The following is a 21,365-nucleotide window of genomic DNA, read 5'->3' as shown; positions in this document are numbered from 1 at the left end:
CGCCCGCGGGCGTCTGACCTGGTCTCGGCGCCGTCGAGCCGTCCTCGGCCTCGGCGTAGGCGAAGACGTCCTCCAGTGTCCTTGACATCCTCCCGGGCCTAAAGGCCCGGGATTCCCGCCTGCTCCCGCACAAGGCGTGTGGGTTGCTTCGGGTGGGTTCCTGCTTCGCTGCGCTGTGCGGGCACGGGTGCCCGTCTTACCTGCGCTCCACAGGCTGTTGCCGCCAGTCCGGCGGCCTTGGCGACGTTGACGGCCGCGTTGATGTCCCGGTCCAGGACGGCCCCACACGCTCCGCACGTCCAGGCGCGGACGTTGAGGGGCTTGGGACCGTCCTTCACGCCGCACACGGAGCACACCTGGGAGGTCGGCTCGAAGCGGTCGATCCGGTGGAACTGCCGCCCGTACCGGGCGGCCTTGTACTCCAGCATGGTCACGAATGCCGACCAGCCGGCGTCGTGGACGGACTTGGCGAGGCGGGTGCGGGCGAGTCCTTTGACACACAGGTCCTCGACGGCGATCGCTTGGTTCTCGCGGATCAGCCGGGTGGAGAGCCGGTGGTGGAACTCGCGGCGCGCGTCGGTCACGCGGGCGTGTGCGCGGGCGACCTTGTGCCGGGCCTTGTTCCGGTTGCTGGAACCCTTTTCCTTGCGGGACAGCGTCTGCTGGGCTTTCTTCAGTTTCTTCTCGGCGCGGCGCAGGAACTGCGGGCTGTCGACCTTCGTGCCGTCGGACAGGACCGCGAAATGCGTGAGACCGAGGTCCACGCCCACCACGGCGTCGGTGGCCGGCATGTGGTCGAGGTCGGCGGCAGGGTCGGTCTCCACCACGAAGGAGGCGAAGTATCGGCCCGCACTGTCCTTGACCACGGTCACTGTCGACGGGGCCGAGGGCAGGGTGCGGGACCATTTCACCGGAACGTCGCCGATCTTCGGCAGCCGCAGCTTCCCACCGACCGTGATCCGCCAGGCCGCGTTCGCGGTGAACCGGAGCGACTGCCGGTTGTCCCGCTTCGACTTGAAACGTGGCGCGCCCATGCGCGGGCGTTTGCCCTTGAGGCCGTCGAAGAAGTTCCGGTACGCGGCGTCCAGGTCACGCAGCGACTGCTGCAGCACGACCGAGGACACCTCGCCGAGCCAGGCCCGTTCCAGTGTCTTCTTCGCAGCCGTGAGGTTCTTGGACAGCTCCGCCGAGGTGACGAACCCCAGCCCCGCCGCGCGGGCCTCCTCACGGACACGCAACGCGTCGTTGAAGACGACCCGCGCACACCCCAACGCCCGCGCCAACGCGCTGCGCTGACCGGCGCTCGGGTACAGGCGGAAGCTGTACCGAAGCTGCATAGCGGTCACTTTACCCTTGGCCTATGGCGCCACGATGGGAACCAAACCCCGATATCCGCAGGGGCCGAACAGTCGTCCACAACCTGCACGCGCACTTGGTGTTCGTCACGAAGTACCGGCGCGGCGTCCTCGATGAGGAGATGCTGACGCGCTGCGAAGAGGTCATGCGCAAGGTGTGCGAGGACTTCGACGCGGAACTGAAGGAGTTCAACGGCGAAACGGACCACGTCCACCTGCTCGTGCACTACCCGCCCAAGGTCGCACTCGCCAGCCTGGTCAACAGCCTCAAGGGCGTCTCCTCCCGCCGGCTGCGCGCGGAGTTCACCGGCCGGGTCAACCGGGCCATCATGCACGGCCGGTTCTGGTCACCCTCGTACTTCGCGGGCTCATGCGGCGGCGCGCCACTCCAAGTGGTCAAGGACTACATCGCGCAGCAGAAGCGCCCGGACTGAGCACAGGCAGCCATGGGCGCGGGCAGCAGTGCGGATCCATGCCCACGGCTGAGGTCAGAGCATTCCAGAGATGCGATTCACCCCCGGCCTGAAGGCCGGGGCACTCTCGCAAGATCAGAGGTAGCCGCACTCCAGGCCGGTCGGGCACTGCGAAGCCCCGGGACGCAAGCAACGGCCGCACCTGCCGAATCGCCGTCGAGACGGTCGAGCGGTCGACGCCGTACAGCTCGGCCAGGACCTCGTGCGGCAGTTGATGGCGCAGGTGCACCAGGGCAAGAAGCAGCCGGTCGCAGAGGACCGGCTTCGGCTTGCGCCCGGCGCCGGCCGCCCTGCGGCGTTCCCCACCTCGGGCTTCGCGAAGTCCGGACTGCCGCGCGGCCTCCCACGGGGCGGCGAGTTCGGCGAACAACTCGCCGAAGTGTGCGCGGGAGACACCAGACAGGGCAGGATGGGAGCAGGCCGCGCGGGCCCAGGTCAGCTTCACAACTCACCCAACCCGCATGGCCCTTGCTACGGCACGACCAAATCAGCCGGAACGTCGCTGCGAGCGGCAACCGCTTCACATGGGCTCAACCAGAGCCGCCCGCCACTCCGGGCGCGGATCAGCCCCAACACTCGTCCAGTACTCCCGGCCACGCACGATCCGTCCCTGCTGGATGGTCCAGAACGAGGCCACGCGGAACACGCCGAACTCGTCATGCGGCACCTCGACTTCGGAGACCACCTCGCTGCCGTCAGCCACGATCCGCAGCACCCGAATCGACCAGCCCCCCGGGTATTCGCTGTTCACCGCGACGAAGTTCTTGTTGCCGACGATGCGCTCCGCGCTGACCGGCCACTCGACCACGACGTCCTCTGCGACCAAGTCGGCGACACCTGACCAATCGCGCGCCTGGATCCGATCCCACAATGCCTCAATCACTCCCGAAGGTTCCATGGGGGCACCCTTGCATGAACCACTGACACCCCGGCCCTGGGAGCCCAGAGGCGACCCGGCACGTCGCCCCTCAAGCAGCCGCTCTGCCGCTAATAGATCCCAATGTCGTCAGTGAACGAGCGAGGTCAGTCGGTGGTGAGCATGCCTTCGCGGAGTTTGGTGAGGTGCGGTTGAGGAGGCGGGATACGTGCATCTGGGAGAGGCCGAGGCGTTCGCCGATCTGGGCCTGGGTGAGTTCGTCGACGAACCGCATGTGGATGATGTGCCGTTCGCGGTCGTCGAGTTCAGCGATCATGGGGGCCGGCGTGTTGAAGTCCTCGACGAGTTCGAGGGCGTGGTCGTCGGTGCCGATGAAGTGCGCCAGGGCGGCTTCGCCGTCGTCGCTGGAGCTGATGGCGGCGTCCAGAGAAGCGGAGTTGTAGCCGTTGGAAGCGAAACGTGCTTCGGTGACCTCCTCCTCGCTCAGGCACATCAGTTGGGAGAGTTCCTTAACCGCGGGCATGCGGCCGAGCGCGGGCTTCCTGCAGGCGGCTTGGGGACGTGGACGGCCCACGAGGTGTCGCGGAAGAAGCGCTTGATCTCACCGACGATGTAGGGGACCGCGAAGGAAGTGAACTCCACTTCGCGGGTGAGCTCGAACCGGTCGATGGCCTTGATCAGCCCGATCGCGCCGACCTGGACGATGTCCTCCATTTCGTCCTGGCTGCGGCTGCGAAAGCGCGCCGCCGCGTACCGGACGAAGTGGTGGCCTCGGCGTGCGGCGGACGGGCATCCGGGGGCACGCTGACGGCGATCCGCGCGTCGGCGGGCCCGCCGAGCCGGTCGTCCAGAGCCCGCTCGAGCGCGTCGAGGGTCGTCGCGTCGCCGACCGGCACGGCGTGGTCAGTGAACTCCAGCACCTGCTGCGGGATGTCCTCCCGGCAGATCCTGGCGATGGTCCGCAGGTCGGAGAGCAGAGCCCTGGGTTCGACTTCCAGGTCGATGCGCGACGGGCGGCTGGAATCCGTCACCGACGCGCAGCTGGTCGCCGCCGGGCAGGAGGACACGCTCGCGCTCCTCGGGCCCGCGTCGCCGGCCGGGTGAACCGGGCCCGGGTTACCGTCCGTCGAGCGCCTTGTCGAGGGCGAGGGTCGCGTCGATGAGGGCGAGATGCGTGAACGCCTGTGGGAAGTTGCCGAGTTGACGGCCCGTCAGGTCGACTTCCTCCGAGTACAGGCCCAGATGGTTGGCGTACCCCATCATCTTCTCGTACACCAGCCGTGCCTGGTCCGTCCGGCCCGCCCGGACGAGGGCCTCGACGTACATGAACGTGCACAGCGAGAAGGTGCCCTCCGAGCCGCGCAGGCCGTCGGGCGACGCCTCCGGGTTGTAGCGGTAGACGAGGCTGTCGCTGACCAGTTCCCGATCGATGGCGTCCAGGGTCGAGGCCCATATCGGATCCTCGGGGCTGACGAACCCGACCGTCCCCATGCGCAGCAGCGAGGAGTCCAGTACGTCACTGCCGTAGTGCTGGATGAAGGCCTGCCGTTCCTCGCTCCACCCCTTGGCCATGACCTGTTCGTAGGCGGCGTCCCGCTCGGTCCGCCACCGTCCGTTCGCCGACGGCCAGCCCTTCGACTCGGCGAGGCGCAGGGCGCGGTCGAACGCCACCCATGACATGACCCGGCCGTAGGTGAAGTCCTGGCGCCCGCCGCGGGTCTCCCAGATTCCCTCCTCCGGCTGGTCCCAGTGGTCGGCCAGCCAGTCCAGGTCCTCGCGCATGGAGGTCCATCCCGCGTGCCCGATCTGGAATCCGTGCTGGTGCGCGAAGTACATGCTGTCCAGGGCCTCGCCGTAGATGTCCAGTTGGAGCTGCGTGGCTGCGCCGTTGCCGATCCGTACCGGCGCGGAGCCCGCATAGCCCTCCCAGTGGTCGAGGGTCTGTTCCTCCAGGTCGGACGAGCCGTCGACCTTGTACATGACGTTGAGCGGGCCCGTGTTCCCGCTGTTGCCGGCCCGTTCCTTGACCCGGTCGCTCAGCCAGGCGATGAACGCCTGGGCCTCCTCGGTGAAGCCCAGCCCCAGCAGGGCGTACACGGAGAAGGAGGCGTCGCGGATCCAGGTGAAGCGGTAGTCCCAGTTGCGTTCGCCGCCCAGTTGCTCCGGGAGAGCCGTCGTCGGGGCGGCCACCACGGCGCCGCTGGGTGCGAAGGTCATGAGCTTCAGCGTGATCGCGGAACGCTCCACCATCTCGCGCCAGCGCCCGGTGTAGCGCGACTGCGCCAGCCAGGAGCGCCAGAACGTCACGGTCTGGTCGAAGAGCCGTTGGTATGCGTCCAGGCGGACCTCGGTGGGTGGCCCGTCGGCGTCCATCTCCAGGACCAGCCCGCGCTGTTGACCGGCTTGCAGTGTCACCGACATGTGCAGGTCGCCGTCCTGGTCCGTGAGGACGTCGAGGAGTTGCTCGTCCTCCGGTTCACGGATGGGGTGCATGGTGAGTTCGGTGCCGTCCTCCGAGGCGAAGACCGCTCCGTGCTGGGTGATGTGCGCCTCGTGCTTGCTGCGTCCGTAGTCGAACCGCGGGGCGATCTCCACCTGGAACGTCATGCTGCCGCGCACACAGCGGACCAGACGCACCAGCCGGTGGCGGGAGGTGACCGTCGTACCGGTCACGGGCATGAAGTCGACCACCTCACCGGCGCCCGCCTCGGTCATGAACCGGGTCACCAGGACCGCCGTGCCGGGCAGGTACAACTGCTTGGTCGCATGGGGCAGTTGCGCCGGCCGGACCGTGCAGTGACCGCCCTTGTCCTTGTCCAGCAGTGCCCCGAAGACGCTCGGTGAGTCGAACCGTGGGGAGCAGAACCAGTCGACCGCGCCCTCGGTGGTCACCAGTGCGGCGGTCTGCAGATCGCCGATGAGACCGTGGTTCTCGATCAGTGGGTAGCCGTCCATCGGGGCGCCCCTTTCGGTGTGAGATTCACCCGGCCGTACCTCCTCGATCAGCCTGAGCCGTGGGGGCCCGCTGGTGCTCGTCGGCCGGGATGCGACGGGCCGAGCCGGGCGAACAGCTCGTCAAAGAAGGTGTTCGTCCCCGTCGGTGGTCTTGCGGTTCCGGTTGGCCATTTCTTCCCAGAAGGCGTGCAACTTCCTGACGGGGACACTGACCCAGGGTGCGGTGTGCCGGCTGACGGCCGGCAGGTGCCAGCGGAAGCGGCTGTGCAGGAGCGACTGTTGCTGTCGGCAGAACAGCTCTGCCATCTCCGCCTGTGCGTTTCCGGCCTGGGGGGGATAGGGGCACAGACGGAACTCGCACGGGGACATGCAGGTGGTGTGAGACGCGTCCCTGTCGGCCCGGCCGACACTGCGTTCGGGGTGGAGCAGGCTGCGGTCGTGGGTGAGACAGTGCGGGAGGTTGTTCTTGTTCGCGAGTTCCAGACGTTCCTCGATGTCGTCCGGGCTCCCGGTGCCCTCGGTGAGGTTGAGCATGACCAGGACGTCGGCGAGAAGGCGTTGCGCTCGAGGGTGCAGGCTGCTCCAGCCGACGGACGGGGCGATCCACAGGTTGTGCTTGCGGTAGCGCTCCGGATCGGCCGGGGTGGAACCGACGTTGTCGCTGGCTCCGTTCTCGTCGATCCAGATGAACCGCTCGGGGTGTCCTGTCTCCAGGGCCAGGGTCACCAGATCGCCGGCTTCGGCGATGAACGGGTGGAGGACCTTTTCGGCATGGCGTTCGTGTGCGGCGCCGATGTGGGGTGGGGTCTTCTCGTGTGCACTGCCCGCCATCGCGAGCCATCGGGTGACCGACCTGATGGGTTCCATGGGACCGCTGGATGCCATGTCGCCGTTCGTCGTGAGGTTGGCGGCCGGTGATGTGGGCTGGTTCCGCCGCCGGTTCGCCGCACCGGACCCGGTGGTGCGTCCGATGGTGTCGGGAAGCTCCCACAGGCACAGTGCATGAAGCAGACTCAGCTGCGTGTACCAGTAGCGGCTGCAGGTGAGCATCTTCTCCGCCTGCTTCACCATGTAGGCCCGGGTCTCTTCGTAGGCGTCCGGGTGCCTTCTCCTGCGGTTCGCCGCGTTCTTGAAGCCCTGGGCCAAAGCGTTCTCCAAGGACAGTGGCATGGGCGGGTTCTGCTGTCCGGCTTCGGTGGTCAGGTTGCGCAACCAGATACTCAGCCGTTCCTTGGCCTCGTCACGGTATTTTTCGGAGACAGACCCGACGATCATGGGAACGAGCCAGGCCCGGAGGGTGAAGTGGCGCCACCATGTGGTGCGGCTCCGCTCGTACTCCTCCACGATCCGGTCATGCCTGCGCTGTCTTTTTTGCGCCGCCCCCGGGTCGGCAGCAGGGCCCGAATCCTCTTCCTTGAGCCAAGCGGTGTAGTCGCGGTCGAGTTTCTGCTTGGCGTCACGGATCTTATCCAGGTACTGGGATATGGGATCGGATCCGAGGGGGAATTCCGTGCGCAGATCCTGGAAGGCCGCATCGCCACCGGCAGCAATTTGATGGGCGATCGCGATCCGGACGGCATGAGAGGGCTCATGCGTGCCGATCTGGAAGAGGTGCTTGTAGGGAAGAGTTGGTCGTGCAGGCTCCTGTCCTGAGCGTCCTGAGCGGGGATTGCTCCCCTTTCTGCGACGGTCCCGTTCCCGCAGAGCAGCTCCGAAGTTCCGCACCAACCTCAGCTTCGCACCCTCGATGGTCCGCTGCTCGCCTCTGATATCGAGTTTCGCCCATTGTTCATCGAGGTCCTGGGCCAGCTTGTCCTGTATCGGCGCCGGATCGACGCCGTCTATTTCCAGGGCTGCGGCGTACAGGTCGAAGTACTTTGCGTCGTGCCGGTTCGCAGCGGCATTGCTGAGCAGCTCGGCCAGTCTTGGCGGCGTTCCGTTGCTGCTCCGGGGCGGCGTTCCGTTACTGCTCTGGGCGCGGGGAGTGGTGCGCGGCCCGGTGGCCGACTGGGTGGTGAGGGGGTCTGCCCGGTGCCGTGAGATCAGGTCCAGAGGGCTGCGGCGTCCAGGTCGAGGTTCTTTGCGTCGTGCCGGTTCGCCGCCGGCATTGCTGAGCACCTTGGTCAGTCTCGACGGCGGCGTTCCGTTGCTGCTCCGGGGCGGCGTTCCATTACTGCTCTGGGGCGGCGTTCCATTGCTGCTCTGGGCATGAGCAGTGGTGCGCGGCCCGGTGGCCGGCCGGGTGGTGAGGGGACCTGCCCGGTGACGTGAGAGCAGCACCAGAGCGATGAGCAGTTCCCGGGACGGACCCGGGCTGTGAAGCGCCGGTTCGACGACCGCGTCGATCTTGTCGTCCGGCACCTCCCTCAGCAGGCGATAACCCAGATACGCCTGGAGGATGCTGTGCGGGAACCGAACCTTGTTCTGGCGGCCGTACACCAGTCCGAGGAGCTGTCCGTTGGCGGTGTGTCTCGCCAACTCGGTCCGGCACTCGTTGGGGTAGTCCAGGGTGTTGAGCCAGGGCGATGATGCGCCGATCTTTCGACTCAGTACGTCCCAGATCGCGTCGCGTTGCGCGGGGGAGAGGGCAAGGCGGGTCCCGTGCTGGTGGGCACCGCCCGACGGTTCCTGCTGATTGCTCTGAGGCTGCGCGCGGTTACGGAGGTCGTCCACGTGTGCGCTGACGAAGTCGTCGAACGTCACCTCGATACTGTCCTGCAACAGTCCCAGGCAGGCCAGTGCCGACATGACCCACATGGTCTCCCGACGTTCCCCGCGGTCCATCACCACATCGTCGAATATGCGGCCGTCTTCGATGGCCTGACGGTAGGTGTTGAGGAACCCGAGCCGGAGAGTGGAGCAGTCGTTGCTGCGTGTGTCCAGGCGGTCGTTTTCGTCACGGAGGGTGAGGTGGTCCAGCAGTCCGCGCTGTTGCAGCAGACGGGCGATCCGTAGATAGATCGGCGAATCCACCACCTGGGCGGTCTCCACCACCCAGTCGAGGCGGCGTTCGTCCAGCTCGCCGGGTTCCCCTATCAGATATTCCAGGGCCGCTTCCTCGCTCAACGGTTCCATATCGGCGATCGCGGCCCGGGTACCCTCCAGCGGTGTGTGCGGGCGCGAGGCGATGACCAGGGGCAGCTTCTGGCGATCCGCTCGCTCTATCGCCCGTCGGATGATGTTGTCGCGGTCCTCCTGGTACTTCTCGTCGAGAAGGGCCTCTTCCAGGCCGTCGGCGATGACGACGACCTTGCCGTCGAGTCTCAGCTGCCGCCACGTCTTGTCGATGTTGCTGCCGGCGAGCACTCCTTGGTCCGCTTCTTCCGCGAAGCGGCGCCGTGCCATTTCCTCGAAGTCGAGTTCACCGTTGCCCTTCATGTCGCGCAGACTTATGGGCACGGGAACGGCGGACTGCTGTGCCAGCATCCGAGTGAGTTCCACCAGAACGGCTGTCTTGCCGACACCCACGCCGCCGACGAGCAGATAAGGCTTCCGGGTTTTCCGATTGCGGAGTGTCTGGGCTATCACCTGGGACAGTTCGTGGCGCCCGACGATCCGGTTGACGAGGGTTCCGGCCGTGGGGACCAGATCATGTGGACGCGTACGCGCCTTGTCGACGAGCGGCTTTTTGGTCCTGTGGTACCAGTAGAGAAGGAAGAATGTCAGCAGCAGGGAGCCCGTCAGGACAGGGCCCACGATGTGGTTGACGGCGTCGAACCACAGGGAATCCAGCACGCTATGGAACTGTGATTCATCATTCTCCACGAAATCATAAACGGACAGTCCCACCCAAATGAAAAGCAGGGCCGTCCCGAGGAAAGCGTATATGCGCAGCAGGGGGCCGAGGGAAAACAACCCGGGGCGCCAGCTACGAGCTGCGGCGATGCTCCTGTGCGCCTCCCTTTCCGTCCTGAACCTGCGCCATCTTCTGCCCGTTGCCCCCGAGAGCCGGGACCACCACCGTCTCGGATACAACGTGTACCAGGGGGCGTTGTGCGGCCGTTCCTTGCCTTCCGGACGGCGGATCACCTTGGTGGGCATGAGGTCAGCTCCCTCCGCGCTGCACATCATGGGCGGGACGTCGTACGAGCGCCGAGTGTGGGCGCACAATGGAAACCAGAGAGCTGTCCTCGTGGCGGCACGCATCACAGGCGCGTTCGCCGCTCCCCACCGCTACAGCGCGATATCGCCGCCCCGCATCGGGGCATGTGCCTCGCGAATATCCGCACAGATGCCTTCAATTCCATGAAAGCACTGGTGGGGGAGACCGCAACACGGCCGCCGGCCGGGCGGAGGAGGCCTCCCGCGGAGCCCGGGCGTACGGGCCGGGGACCTTCTCCGGGCAGGGGCGCGACCGACATCCGAGCCGGCAGCGCTTCGCCCTTGCCGCGGTGCGGCACGAGGCGGTCTTTCCAGGGCGGGGGGCGCAGTTGGGCGGCGAGAGCCGGCTGATTGCCTCTGATCGTTACCAGGCAGTGGGCGTGGCGGACTTCCACCAGGTGGGCAGTGTGGGCGTGTTGGGCGTGCAGGGCGCCGTGGTGACACCGCGCCGCGCAGGAACTCGTGTACAGACAAGGATTTCTGATGCTCATTCAGGTCGCCCCCACGCGTCGCCCGCGGCCCACTCGGCGATCTTGGGGGTTCCCGCGTATCGTTGGTGACGCGGCAGTGGTCTGCGCACCGTGTCACCAGCAGCGACACCGACTCGCAGCCTGACCATCGAAGTCTCTATGAACAATCTGCGCTCTCTTGCGCCGTGTTGCCTGAGAAGGACGACGTTCAGCGCGTTGCGATCGCCACCGGTGCTATCGGCTCGCTCGCGCAGGAATCCCACACATACCCGTGGCGGCAGCCCATGGACGCACTCGGTTTTGACCCTTTCCATCCGCGTGATTCAGGACGCCGACCGACGACCGGATTCGATGGATTTGCTCGGAAGTCAACGGAGTTCAAACTCGAAACCGGATTGCATCACCGCGGCCCCGTCCGTCCCGGCCCTGAGCCCCGGCATCGACGAGGACGCCGCCCATTTGTCCACCATGCGCGCCCGGGCCGAGGCCGTGTGAGCGCGGCCGACCGACTCGAACCCCGGCCGCCACGCCGGTCCCGGCAGCGCCTGGCAGCGGAGGAGTGACGTCCCATGTACGCGAAGTTTCCCAAGGGGGCGGCGAATCGCACCGACCCCGAGGCGGCGGGCGAGGTTCTCTACGACGCCGTCATCGTCGGCGGCGGGATTTCCGGCGCCCTTGTCGCCCTGCGACTGAGCCAGGCCGGCAGGAGGGTGCTGCTCCTCGAAGCGGGCCCGGCCGAAGACCTCACCCTGAGGGGCTACGAGCGCTACCTCGACCGGTTCTACTCGGCTGTCAGCAAGGACAACCAGGCCCCCTACCCGGCCGTCGCCAATGCCCCGATGCCCCGCGGCACCGACGCGCGGCGCATCACCCCGGGTGAGCCCGACGCCTCGGCCTACATCGTCCAGAGCGGGCCCTTCGCCACCGACACCACCTATACGCGGGTCCTCGGCGGCACCACCATGCACTGGGAGGGCAAGGCACTGCGGATGCTGCCCGAGGACTTCCGGATGCGGACGCTCTACGGCGAGGGAGCGGACTGGCCGCTCACCTACGAGGACCTCGCCCCGTACTACAACGAGGCCGAACGCGAGATCGGCGTCTCCGCCGACGTGGAGGACCAGGCCTACCTCGGGATCTCCTTCGATGAGGACTACGTCTTCCCCATGAAGGGGCTGCCCCTGTCCTACCTGGACCGGATGGTCGCCAAGGACGTCGACGGGATGCCGGTCGAACTCGACGGGGAGCAGCGAAAGCTGCGGGTCCGGCCGTTCCCACAGGGCCGGAACGGGATACCGAACCCGGCCTACGACGGCGGGCAGGGCTATGTGCCGCGAGGGGCGGTGAGCGCGTACCAGGTCGAGGTCGGCGAGCGGTGCCAGGGCAACAACAACTGCGTGCCCATCTGCCCGGTGCAGGCCAAGTACAACGCCGGCAAGACCCTCGCCGTGGCCCTGCAGAGCGGCCGGGTCGACCTGGTGGCCCAGGCGGTGGCCCACAAGGTGCACGTCGACGAGGACACGCACCGGGTGACCGAGATCGAGTACCGCCGCTACGACCGGCCCGACAGCCCCGGCTTCACCACGATGAGAGCCCGCGGCCGGCTGTTCGTCCTGGCAGCCAACGCGGTGGAGAACCCCCGGCTGATGCTGGCCTCCGGCCTGCGCGGTTCGAACGGCCTGATGGGGCGGAACTTCATGGACCACGCCTATCTGCTGGCGTGGGGCCTGCTGCCGGAGGTGGCCGGCACCTTCCGCGGCACGATCTGCACGGGCGGCATCACCGACCTGCGCGGGGGCAGCTTCCGCAGCCGCCAGGCGGCGTTCACCGTCGACATCCACAACGACGGCTGGGGCTGGGCCCGGGGCGCGCCGATGAGCGACCTGGTCGGCCTGGTGGACTCCGATGGCCGCTACGGCCAGTCCCTGCGCCAGGGCCTGGTGGACCGGGTGTCCCGCCAGCTGCAGCTGGCGTTCATGGTCGAGGTCCCCGCCGACCCGAGCAACCGGGTCACCGTGAGCCCGGACTTCACCGACAAGCTGGGGAACATGCGGCCCGTCCTCACCTACAACGTCCCCGAGTACACGATGCGGGGGGTGGCGTACGCCCGGCAGCTGTCGAGACGGATCTTCGCCCGTCTGGGGGCCGAGGACCATACCGCGTACGACCCGAACTTCTGGGGCTACGCCGCCCACGACGGCCAGGGGTACGAGATCCGCGGGGGCAACCACCTCGCCGGCACCCACGTGATGGGCCGCGATCCGTCGACCTCCGTGGTCAACGCGGATCAGCGGTGCTGGGACCACGAGAACCTCTACATGGTCGGCGGGGGAAGCATGCCCACCGTGGGCACCTCGAACGTGACGCTCACCCTCGCTGCCCTGTGCCTGCGCAGCGTCCGGGCCATGCTGACCCAGCTCGACTCCGAGACCGCACCGATCAACATCACCGACCGGCGCGACGCAGCGCCGACCTCAGGGGAGGCGGCCTCATGATCGCGTCGACCATCGAGAACCGTGACGACCTGGTCAGCTACCTGAACGCGGCGATGTCGCTCGAGCACGCGACCATCCCGCCGTACCTGACCGCGTACTACTCCATACACTCCAGCACCAACTCCGATGCCGCCCACATCATCCGGGTGACCGCGGTGGAGGAGATGCTGCACCTGACCCTCGTCGCCAACGTCCTGAACGCCATCGGCGGGGAGCCCGACCTGACCGGCCCCGGGTTCGTGCCGTCCTATCCGGCCTATCTGCCGGACGGGGAGGACGACTTCACCGTCGACCTGCGGCCCTTCTCCCCCGAGGCGGTGGAGACATTCTGCAAGATCGAGCGGCCGGGCAAGGCCCCCAGCGCCGACTCGCGGCTGCTGAAGACACCGGACCGCACGACCCGGTTCCTGGTCTCCAGCCCCACGGACGAGAAGATGCGCTTCTACAGCATCGGCGAGTTCTACGAGGAGATCATCGAAGGGCTCGAAAAGGTGGCGGCCAACGACCCCGCGCTCTTCCGCGGGGATCCGGCCCGTCAGATGGGGCCCGAGTACTTCTACTCCGGCGGCGGGGCGCTGATCGCCGTCTCCGACCTGGAATCGGCCCAGCAGGCGCTCCGCTTCATCGCCGGCCAGGGCGAGGGCCTCGATTCAGGCATATACGACGCGGACGGGGAGCTGGCCCACTACTACCGGTTCCGCCAGCTCCAGCTCGGGCGCTACTACCAGGTGGGCGACCACCCCGACGCACCTACGGGGCCTTCGCTGAGCATCTCCTGGGACGATGTGTACAAGGTGAAGACGAGTGTCCGGCTGGCCGATTACCCGGCAGGATCGGAACTCGCCCGTGTGGCCCGGGACTTCAACGCCGACTACGGGGCCTTTCTCGCCCTGCTCACGAAGGCGTTCAACGGGCAGCCAGGCGCCTTGCAGGACGGCGTCTGCGAGATGTTCCGCCTGCGCGACGGGTTCAACCGGCTGGTGTGCCACCCCCTGCCGGGCAGCCGCGGCCTGCACGCCGGTCCCACCTTCGAGATTCCGGCCGCGGCCGGGCCCGATCCGCAAGGCTCACCCGGTGCCGACGAGACAACCCGGACGGTGACGCGATGACCGCCCCGTCGTTCGAGAAGTTCCTCCTCCTGTCGGTCGACCTCACCGCCTTCGAGGAGACCGATCTGCTCGGCACCGGCATGGCCCACAACTATCTGGCGAAAGTGCGGGCCGCCTGCGGCGACGAGGTCGTCACCGCCCTCCTGGACGCCCACCGGGCAGCCCGGGCCGACGCGGCCGGAGATGCCGCAAGCCATGCCCGGACCCCACTCGACCGGGATCTGTACGACCGGGCCCTGCGCCACCGGATCTTCAGCGACGACCGGCTCGGCCCGGTGGCCCGCAACGTGATCAAGCTCTGGTACGCCGGGATGTGGTACGCGCTGCCATCCGAGTGGACCGACCGCTACGGGGCCCAACCGGCGGCAGAAACCTCCACGGTCACCACCGCCGCCTACCAGGAAGGGCTGCTGTGGCGGGCCATCGGGGCCAATCCTCCAGGTGCCAAGGCACCCGGATACGGCTCCTGGGCCAAGCCACCGCGCATCGCGGACCGCTACCTGAAAGGGGCGACAAGATGACCGACACAGTCGACCGTCTCAGCCCGGACAAGGTGAAGCTCGGCGTCTGCTGCACCCTGTGGTGGAACGACGACTTCCCCGCCATCGACGCCGGCATCTCCTTCGGCCAGGCCGTGAGCGACATGGCGCTCGCCGGCTTCCAGGGCTGCAGTCTCGGGCACAAGTACCCCTCGGACGCCGCCGAGCTCAAGGCCGCCCTCGATCTGCGCGGCCTGCGGGTGTCCGAGCCCTGGACGAGCACGTACTTCACGATCGACAAGATGCGGCAGAAGACGATCACCGCTTTCGAGGAGACGCTGGCCCACATCAAGGCCCTGGGCGGGACCGAGCTGGTCGTGGCCGAGTTCGGCGCTTCGTCGCACCTGCTTCCCGTGGACGTGTTCGCCAACCGCCCGGTCTTCACCGACTCCCAGTGGGACGCCCTGACTTCGGGCCTGGACAAGCTCGGCAAGATCGCCGGCGCGGCCGGGATGAAGCTCAGCTACCACCACCACATGGGCACCGGCGTCATGACACGGGCCGACATCGACCGGCTGATGGCTTCGACCGATCCCGAGCTGGTCCACCTGCTGCTCGACACCGGCCACATCGCCTTCGCCGGCGACGATCCGCTGGACCTGGCCCGGGCCTACGCCGACCGCATCGGCCACGTCCACTTGAAGAGCGTCCGGCCCGAGGTCGTGAACCGGGTGCGGGAAGAAGGCCTGTCGTTCCAGGAGGGCATCGAGCTCGGCGTCTTCACCGTGCCCGGAGACGGCGGGATCGACTTCCGGCCCATCTTCGACGTGCTGGCCGCCGCAGATTACCAGGGGTGGCTGGTCGTGGAAGCGGAGCAGGATCCGAACAAGGCCGTCCCGCTCGAGTACGCCAAGAAGGCCCGTGCCTACCTCGCCGACGTCCTGGGCTGGTGACCATGAACGCGAAAATCGGACGAGACGTATTCTTCAGCTTCTTCATGTTCACGGCTGATCTGCGGCCACAGGACGCACAGTACAGCCGGGTGCTCATCGATCACCTGAAGGCCCTGACCGACATGGGCTACGACGGCTTCGACGTGCACATCGCCGCCCAGCCCACGACCGTCGATCACAAGCTCGAGGTCGACCGCTACGCCGGCCTCAAGAAGGCATTCGACCGGGCAGGGCTGGGGGAGGTGAAGTTCACCACCAACGTCGGGACCACGCGCACCTTCGACCCGACGTCACCCTACGAGGAGCAGCGCGGGCAGGCCCTGTCCTACCTCAAGTCACGCGTCGACATCACACAGGTCCTGGGCGGCGACTCGATCATGTCCGGGCCGTTCATCTACCCCTACGGGGTCTTCCCGGTCACGGACACCGATGAGCCGATCTGGAGCGACGCCCTGCAGGACTGGATGAAGCCGCGCTACGACGCGGCGCGTTCCGTCTTCGAGGAGCTGCTGGAGTACGCCGCGGCGCGAGAGGTGAAGCTCGCCGTCGAGCCCGTCAAGAGCTGGGAGACCCCGCCGCCCAACATGGTCTCGGAGGTACTGGACTTCCTCGAGGGCCTCGAGCACCCGCAGGGCGGCGTGACGGTCGACACCGCGCAGGTCGTGATGGAAAGCCAGGGCCCGTCGGTCCTCAAGGAGAACGTCGCGCGAGCGGTACGGCAGGACCGGCTCTACTACGTCCACATCTCCGCACCCGACCGGGGGGCGGTGAAGGACAGCTGGATCCCGTGGGACATCCTCTCGAACGAGATCGAGCCGGTGTATCGCGGGCCGTACCTGATCGAAGTGTTCAACGCGATCCCGCCGTTCGACAGTTCCATGCGCATGGCACGCCGGCGTTTCTGGCGACCCGGCGAGGACGACCCGGTGCCCGGCAGGGACAGCGCCTACGACGTCGCGAGGGCCGCGTTGGAGGAGCTGCGAGAGAAGACCGCCTAATCCCGGAAAGGGGACTCCCGTGCTCGCTCAGGTGTCGGATCCCATCAGCATGGTCGTGAAGCAGACGGGCGACGTCCGTATTCACACCTTCGTCGCGTCCTTCGCTGGCAGCAACATCGCGAACGCCACACACATCATCGAAACCAGGAACCAACTGGTTCTCGTCGACGGGCAGTTCCTCGCCCCCTACGCGAGGGCGTTCAGGGACTACGCGGACAGCCTGGGCAAGCCGATCGAAAGGCTGTACCTCTCGCACCGGCACCCCGACCACTGGTTCGGTCTGGGGACGGCGTTCAGCGACATCACGGTCTACGCGTTGCCCGAAACCATGACGTTCATCCAGGAGCACGGTGAGGACTCGAGAAGCGACCACTGGAAACTCGGTGACCTCGCCCCGCAGCGCATAGTCGTTCCCGAACAGGTCGCCGGTCCCGGCGAAGAGAAGATCGACGGGGTCAGGTACGTCTTCGACCGGGTGACGGATACCGAGATCGACTACGACCTCACCATCAGGCTTCCTGAGATAGGCGTGTACTTCACTCAGGATCTGATCTACAGCGGCACCCATCTGTACCTGACGAAACACATGGACCACTGGACTCGGGTACTGCAGGAAATGCTGGTGTCGGACTACGAGTTGTTCATGCCGGGCCACGGCCTGCCGGCCGACAAGAACGAAGTCGCCCGCAACATCGAGTACCTTTCCGCCGCCCGGCAGGCGATCGGTGACGGGCTGACCGGCGACGCCTTCAAGAGCTTCATGCTGCAGCGGTATCCGGAACGCAAGTGCCCGGGGATCTTCGACATATACATGCCCCGGCTGTTCGGCGGCGCGAGCGACTACTGACCACGGAGGTGCTTCAACCATGAACGAGGGCTGCACTGTAGGACAGTACCTGGTGGACCGGCTCCGCCAACTGGGGCTGGAGCACCTGTTCGCCATCGCGGGAGACTACTCGATCGAATGGCTGAACCGGTACGTCGCGCCGAGCGGCACGCAAATCATCGAGGAAGTCAACGAGGTGAACGCCGGTTACGCGGCAGACGGATACGCGAGACTGAGGGGAATCGGCGCCCTCTGCGTCACCTACTCCGCAGGCGCACTGTGCGCCGTGAACGCGGTCGCCGGCGCCTACGTCGAGAAGGTACCGCTCGTACTGATCAACGGCACACCGAGCGTCAAGAAGACCATCACCTTCGAACAGACCGGCTTCAGCGCACATCACTTCATCAGCGGACGCGAAACAGATCTCCAGTCGTTCGAGCACCTGACGGTGGCAGCCATACGGATCGACAACCCCGACCTCGCGCCCACGCTGATCGACTACGCACTGACCCGGTGCATCAGCGAACGGCGCCCGATCTACATCGAACTCCTCCAGGACATGGTCGACTTGGAGTGCACGCCGCCGGAGGGCGTTCTCAAGCCGGTCAGGGTCCTGTCGGACGAGACCAGCCTGGAACAATCGGTCGCACAGATCTGCGCAAAGCTCGAAAACGCCGAGAACCCCCTCATCTGGCTCGGCGTGGAGATCGACCGACTCGGCCTCCAGGACAAGGCCATGAGCCTGATCCAGCAACTCAACGTCCCGTTCGTCACGGAACTCCTCAGCAAGGCCGTCCTCTCCGAAGACGACCCGCTGTTCGCCGGTGTGCTCGACGGCCAGGCCTCATCCAAGGTCGTGACGGATCTGGCCGACACGTCCGACTTCGTACTGGCCCTCGGCGTGTGGCTGACGGACATCAACTCGCTGGGCTGGGACCCGGACTACGGCAAGACCGCATTCGCGTCGTTCGACGCGGTCAAGCTCGGAACCTACTTCGGCGGACAGGTCGCGCTGGAGCACCTCATCGACGGCATCCTGGCGGAAAAGATCGCGCCCAAGCAGCGGAAGCTGCCGGAAATCCCGGCCCGCAGCGCACCGACCATGGAAAAGGCCGACGTCATCACGTACCAGGGGTTCTACGACTACATCCAGCAGTACGTCGACAGGAACACCATCGTCGGCGCCGACGCGAGCATGAACTACTTCGGGAGCCTGCTGCTCGATGTGCCCAGCCCCGGAGGGTTCATCGTCCAGTCGTCCTACTCGTCGATCGGCTACAGCGCACCGGCCGCGACGGGTATCTGCCTGGCAAAGCGTCCCGACCAACGAGTCATCGTCTTCTCGGGTGACGGCGGCTTCCAGATGACCGCCCAATGCCTCTCGACCCAGACCCGGTTGGGGCTCGATCCGATCATCTTCGTCCTCGACAACGGCGTCTACGCCGTGGAGCAGTGGCTCGCCGATGCAGCGGTATTCCACTCCGACGAGCCGTTCTACAAGCCCTGCGAGCTGCACCGGTGGAACTACAGCATGCTGGCAGATGTCTTCGGCTGCCGCGGGTGGGAAGTCGGCACGTACGGCGAACTGGGGGAGGCCGTGACGGGCGCACTGCAGAACTCGAGCGGTCCGTCCATCATCCAGGTACGAGTGCCGCAAAAAACGATCCCCGACAACGCGAACTGGAAGGCCCAGTAGCAGCACGAACAAGGGCAGGAATGACGACGCATTCGTATCCCTGGCCTGCAGCCTCATCTGCTGGCGACGTCTCAACAGGCCCGAATCATGAGGGTTCAGCATGATCTAGCGCGGAACCCCGGGCGTTCACGCCCGGGAGGAAGCGCTTCTCTGGACTGCTCTGACCCGGGCGCGTGCATGGGTCTGCACTGTCGTGGCCTCAGCCGTCTACAGCGGGCGCTTCTGGTTCTCGATGTACTCCCCTTCGGCGCAGGACACTAGTGCCGCATCAGGCAACGTTCGCCCTGTGGACTACTTCACGTAGCCGTTCGTCGGCGGCGTGCTCGTTCCGCCAGATGATGTAGCGGCGGATCATGCTGCCCTCGGTGCCGTCGAGGGCGAAGTAGTGCAGGGCGGTGAACTGGGCCTCAATGCAGTTCAGCCAACGGAGTTGGGCGAGGGAGGGGCCACCCGCCTCCTTGGCAGCCAGTCGTTTGAGTTGTCTGGATTCCGGTGGCCTTTGGCCTGGTCAGCGGCCGACGGCGGCGTCCCCGCGGAACGCCCCGGCCACCACGGGGACCAGCTGCCGCTCGATCTGCTCGGCGGACAGGGCGGCGAGCTCGGTGCCGATGGGTGCCAGCGCGAGCCAGTTCAGCAGGCCGGCCGCGCATCGCGTACGGAAGATCAGTTCCTCCTCCTCGACTCCGGGAAGGTTCGGGGCCAGCACCCGGACGACCCCCCGGCGACTCCGGTCGAACTTGCCGTCCAGCCGATCCCACCCCTGGGGCGGATCGATGCCGACGCGCGCCACCGTCCGCATCACGTCCAGGTCTTGCCCTCCGGCCGCCAGTGCGCGCACCATCGGCCGGGCGAACGCCGCCGCCACCTCATGGAGTGTCGCAGTGGAGGCGAGGGCATCGAGTTCCAGGATCTTGTCGTCCAGATACCGTTCCAATGCGTGCTCGATCGCCGTGTCGCACAGCTTCTTCAGCGACCCGAAGTGGTAACTCACCGCAGCGACGTTGGCTCCGGCGCGATCTGTGATCTCGCGGAGTGTCACGCCCTCCTGGCCCCGCTGCGCGAGCAGCTCCAGGGCGGCCGTCTGGAGGCCGTCCCGTGTGCGCTGACCGGCCTCCCGGCGTAGGTCCGTCTTTTCCGCCCGTATCATGCAATGTACTTAAGCGTATGCTTGAGTACATTGTCAACAGTCGCCTCGCGGATCGAGGCCGGACGTCGGTCGCCGCACCGGCCCGGATCACTGTCGCAGACCCGGCCTGACCAGCCGCGACGCGGTCGGGTACGCATACCCCCGTGGCTGCGCGACCACAGAATTCAAACAATGGCTTGACAGTCCACACTGCCGTTCATAATGTTAAGCGAGCGTTTGAATTACTAAGAGCGCGACAGAGACCGTTGCGACGGATCTCGAATCCTGCGTACCAACCTGGAGGAACACGACATGAAGCTGCTCAGCCGGAAGTCGATCACCGCCGCGGCCGCGGTAGCTGTCCTGGGTGGTCTTTCCATCGCCGCTGTGCCGTCACAGGCCGCAAGCCCCGCCCACAACGGGGCAGCGGTCCACAGCGACACGGCCGCCCCGACCCTGACCGCACGCCAACTGGCGAAGCTGCCGCTCACCGACCGCCACCTGACCAAGCACGAGAAGGCCAACCTCGCGGTCGTCCTGCGCGATTACTACGTGGCGGAGGGCAGCCACATCGACGTCCCGACGTTCGTCAACAGCTTCGCCAAGGACGGCGTCTTCAACGACATGGTCGCCGGCCAGGCCTATCGGGGGAAGGCGCTCGGTAACGTGCTGCCCTACATGAAGGGCCTCTTCTCCAATGTTCACCGTGACCTCAAGCGCATCACCGTGAACGGCGACGTGATCAGCATTGAGCTGTCGATCCAGGGCACGTTCGATGGGCAACTCCCGTCGCCGACGGGCGGCGTCGTCAAGGGGAACGGCCACAAGGTCGACGCGCCGACTGCCGACTTCTGGTACCTGAAGAACGGCAAGGTCGAGAAGTTCAACTGCTTCGTCGGGTACTCGAAGATGTACTCCGACATGGGCGTGGACTTCGACTGGGCCTCGGCCGTCAACAAGCACTGACCCGCTCAACTGGCGGGTGAGCCCGACTCCTACCTCTGATCTTGCGAGAGTGCCCCGGCCTTCAGGCCGGGGGTGAATCGCATCTCTGGACTGCTCTAACCTCGGCGGTGGGCACGGGTCCGTACTGTCCACCCGCGCCCGCGGATGCCCGCGCTCAGTCCGGGCGCTTCTGCTGCGAGTCGTGGCGACATAGGCCAGCGATAGGGTGATCGCTGTGCAGCTCCGGTACTCGTTCCGCGTGTACCCGAGTGCCGGTCAACGCATGGCGTTGGCGCGGGCGTTCGGGTGTGCGCGGGTCGTCTTCAACGATGCGTTGCGCGTCCGCGAGGAGGCCCGGGCGGCGGGGCTGGGGTTCGTCACCTCGGCGGAACTGTCCAAGAACCTCACGGCTGCGAAGAAGACGCCCGAACGGGCCTGGCTCGGCGAGGTCTCGGCGGTGATCCTCCAGCAGTCCCTGCGCGACCTGGACACCGCTTACCGGAACTT

General features: G+C 66.6%; 17 protein-coding genes and 2 pseudogenes. 10 read left to right on the top strand and 9 right to left on the bottom strand.

The genetic code is table 11. From position 1 onward, the window contains the following. Positions 1–98: 98 nt before the first annotated feature. The gene (locus ABZX90_RS25645; RefSeq protein ID WP_355208433.1) at positions 99–1,337 is read right to left on the bottom strand and encodes an RNA-guided endonuclease TnpB family protein; all 1,239 of its coding nucleotides are present in this window, start codon (positions 1,335–1,337) and stop codon (positions 99–101) included. 23 nt (positions 1,338–1,360) lie between these two features. Here ABZX90_RS25645 and tnpA point away from each other — a divergent pair, with 23 nt between their 5' ends. Further along, positions 1,361–1,789 (top strand): IS200/IS605 family transposase, encoded by a 429-nt coding sequence (gene tnpA / locus ABZX90_RS25640; protein WP_351131362.1) that lies wholly within the window; start codon positions 1,361–1,363, stop codon positions 1,787–1,789. On the opposite strand, the gene ABZX90_RS25635 is transcribed toward tnpA, so the two are convergent. The 6 genes and pseudogenes from ABZX90_RS25635 to ABZX90_RS25610 all read right to left on the bottom strand — a co-directional run bounded on the left by ABZX90_RS25635 (position 1,752) and on the right by ABZX90_RS25610 (position 9,701). Continuing rightward, on the bottom strand, positions 1,752–2,273 hold the full coding sequence (locus ABZX90_RS25635; protein WP_351131363.1) for a transposase family protein: 522 nt from the start codon (positions 2,271–2,273) through the stop codon (positions 1,752–1,754). The genes tnpA and ABZX90_RS25635 overlap by 38 nt on opposite strands. Positions 2,274–2,348: 75 nt before the next feature. Further along, a complete protein-coding gene (locus ABZX90_RS25630) occupies positions 2,349–2,726 on the bottom strand; it encodes a nuclear transport factor 2 family protein (protein ID WP_189280303.1) in 378 nt (125 codons plus the stop codon). A 125-nt stretch (positions 2,727–2,851) separates the two neighbouring features. After that, positions 2,852–3,464, bottom strand: a pseudogene (locus ABZX90_RS25625) (SigB/SigF/SigG family RNA polymerase sigma factor); the annotation flags it as partial. Further along, positions 3,383–3,736 (bottom strand): TIGR04141 family sporadically distributed protein, encoded by a 354-nt coding sequence (locus ABZX90_RS25620; protein ID WP_355208680.1) that lies wholly within the window; start codon positions 3,734–3,736, stop codon positions 3,383–3,385. The pseudogene ABZX90_RS25625 and the gene ABZX90_RS25620, both read right to left, overlap by 82 nt. A gap of 85 nt (positions 3,737–3,821) precedes the next feature. Further along, positions 3,822–5,660 (bottom strand): glycoside hydrolase family 15 protein, encoded by a 1,839-nt coding sequence (locus tag ABZX90_RS25615; protein ID WP_351131366.1) that lies wholly within the window; start codon positions 5,658–5,660, stop codon positions 3,822–3,824. A gap of 120 nt (positions 5,661–5,780) precedes the next feature. Then, positions 5,781–9,701: an ATP-binding protein gene (locus ABZX90_RS25610; protein ID WP_355208428.1), complete on the bottom strand. Its 3,921-nt coding sequence runs from the start codon at positions 9,699–9,701 to the stop codon at positions 5,781–5,783. A gap of 1,099 nt (positions 9,702–10,800) precedes the next feature. Between ABZX90_RS25610 and ABZX90_RS25605 the strand changes: the two genes are divergently transcribed. Genes ABZX90_RS25605 through ABZX90_RS25575 form a run of 7 tightly spaced genes read left to right on the top strand, consistent with a single transcriptional unit; the run spans position 10,801 to position 18,787 of the window. Continuing rightward, complete coding sequence (locus ABZX90_RS25605; RefSeq protein ID WP_355208425.1) at positions 10,801–12,726, top strand: GMC family oxidoreductase; 1,926 nt, start codon at positions 10,801–10,803, stop codon at positions 12,724–12,726. Next, positions 12,723–13,835 carry a ferritin-like protein gene (locus ABZX90_RS25600; protein WP_355208422.1) on the top strand — a complete coding sequence of 371 codons (1,113 nt, stop codon included), beginning with the start codon at positions 12,723–12,725 and terminating at the stop codon, positions 13,833–13,835. Before ABZX90_RS25605 ends, ABZX90_RS25600 begins: the two co-directional genes overlap by 4 nt. Then, complete coding sequence (locus ABZX90_RS25595) at positions 13,832–14,356, top strand: hypothetical protein (RefSeq protein ID WP_351131374.1); 525 nt, start codon at positions 13,832–13,834, stop codon at positions 14,354–14,356. Before ABZX90_RS25600 ends, ABZX90_RS25595 begins: the two co-directional genes overlap by 4 nt. Beyond that, positions 14,353–15,267, top strand: coding sequence for a myo-inosose-2 dehydratase (iolE, locus tag ABZX90_RS25590; protein WP_351131375.1), 915 nt, complete (start codon positions 14,353–14,355; stop codon positions 15,265–15,267). The genes ABZX90_RS25595 and iolE overlap by 4 nt, the downstream gene beginning before the upstream one ends. Before the next feature lie 2 nt (positions 15,268–15,269). Continuing rightward, positions 15,270–16,265 (top strand): sugar phosphate isomerase/epimerase family protein, encoded by a 996-nt coding sequence (locus tag ABZX90_RS25585; protein WP_355208418.1) that lies wholly within the window; start codon positions 15,270–15,272, stop codon positions 16,263–16,265. Positions 16,266–16,284: 19 nt separating this feature from the next. Continuing rightward, on the top strand, positions 16,285–17,112 hold the full coding sequence (locus ABZX90_RS25580; RefSeq protein WP_351131379.1) for an MBL fold metallo-hydrolase: 828 nt from the start codon (positions 16,285–16,287) through the stop codon (positions 17,110–17,112). A 19-nt stretch (positions 17,113–17,131) separates the two neighbouring features. After that, a complete protein-coding gene (locus ABZX90_RS25575; protein ID WP_351131380.1) occupies positions 17,132–18,787 on the top strand; it encodes a thiamine pyrophosphate-dependent enzyme in 1,656 nt (551 codons plus the stop codon). A 268-nt stretch (positions 18,788–19,055) separates the two neighbouring features. On the opposite strand, the pseudogene ABZX90_RS25570 reads toward ABZX90_RS25575, so the two are convergent. Both ABZX90_RS25570 and ABZX90_RS25565 read right to left on the bottom strand, forming a co-directional pair. Further along, a pseudogene (locus tag ABZX90_RS25570) lies at positions 19,056–19,211 on the bottom strand (transposase); the annotation flags it as partial. A gap of 84 nt (positions 19,212–19,295) precedes the next feature. After that, positions 19,296–19,934 carry a TetR family transcriptional regulator gene (locus tag ABZX90_RS25565; protein ID WP_351131382.1) on the bottom strand — a complete coding sequence of 213 codons (639 nt, stop codon included), beginning with the start codon at positions 19,932–19,934 and terminating at the stop codon, positions 19,296–19,298. 291 nt (positions 19,935–20,225) lie between these two features. Here ABZX90_RS25565 and ABZX90_RS25560 point away from each other — a divergent pair, with 291 nt between their 5' ends. Then, positions 20,226–20,879, top strand: a complete 654-nt coding sequence (locus ABZX90_RS25560) for a nuclear transport factor 2 family protein (protein WP_355208413.1) — start codon at positions 20,226–20,228, stop codon at positions 20,877–20,879. 214 nt (positions 20,880–21,093) lie between these two features. Further along, positions 21,094–21,365, top strand: a 272-nt coding sequence (locus ABZX90_RS25555) for a transposase (protein WP_355208410.1), incomplete at its 3' end; no start/stop codon positions are given.

Source organism: Streptomyces sp. NPDC002935, from assembly GCF_040611295.1.
In the GTDB taxonomy this organism is placed as follows: domain Bacteria; phylum Actinomycetota; class Actinomycetes; order Streptomycetales; family Streptomycetaceae; genus Streptomyces.
Note: the sequence above shows the minus strand (reverse complement) of the source record. Positions and strands in the feature narration are given on the sequence as shown.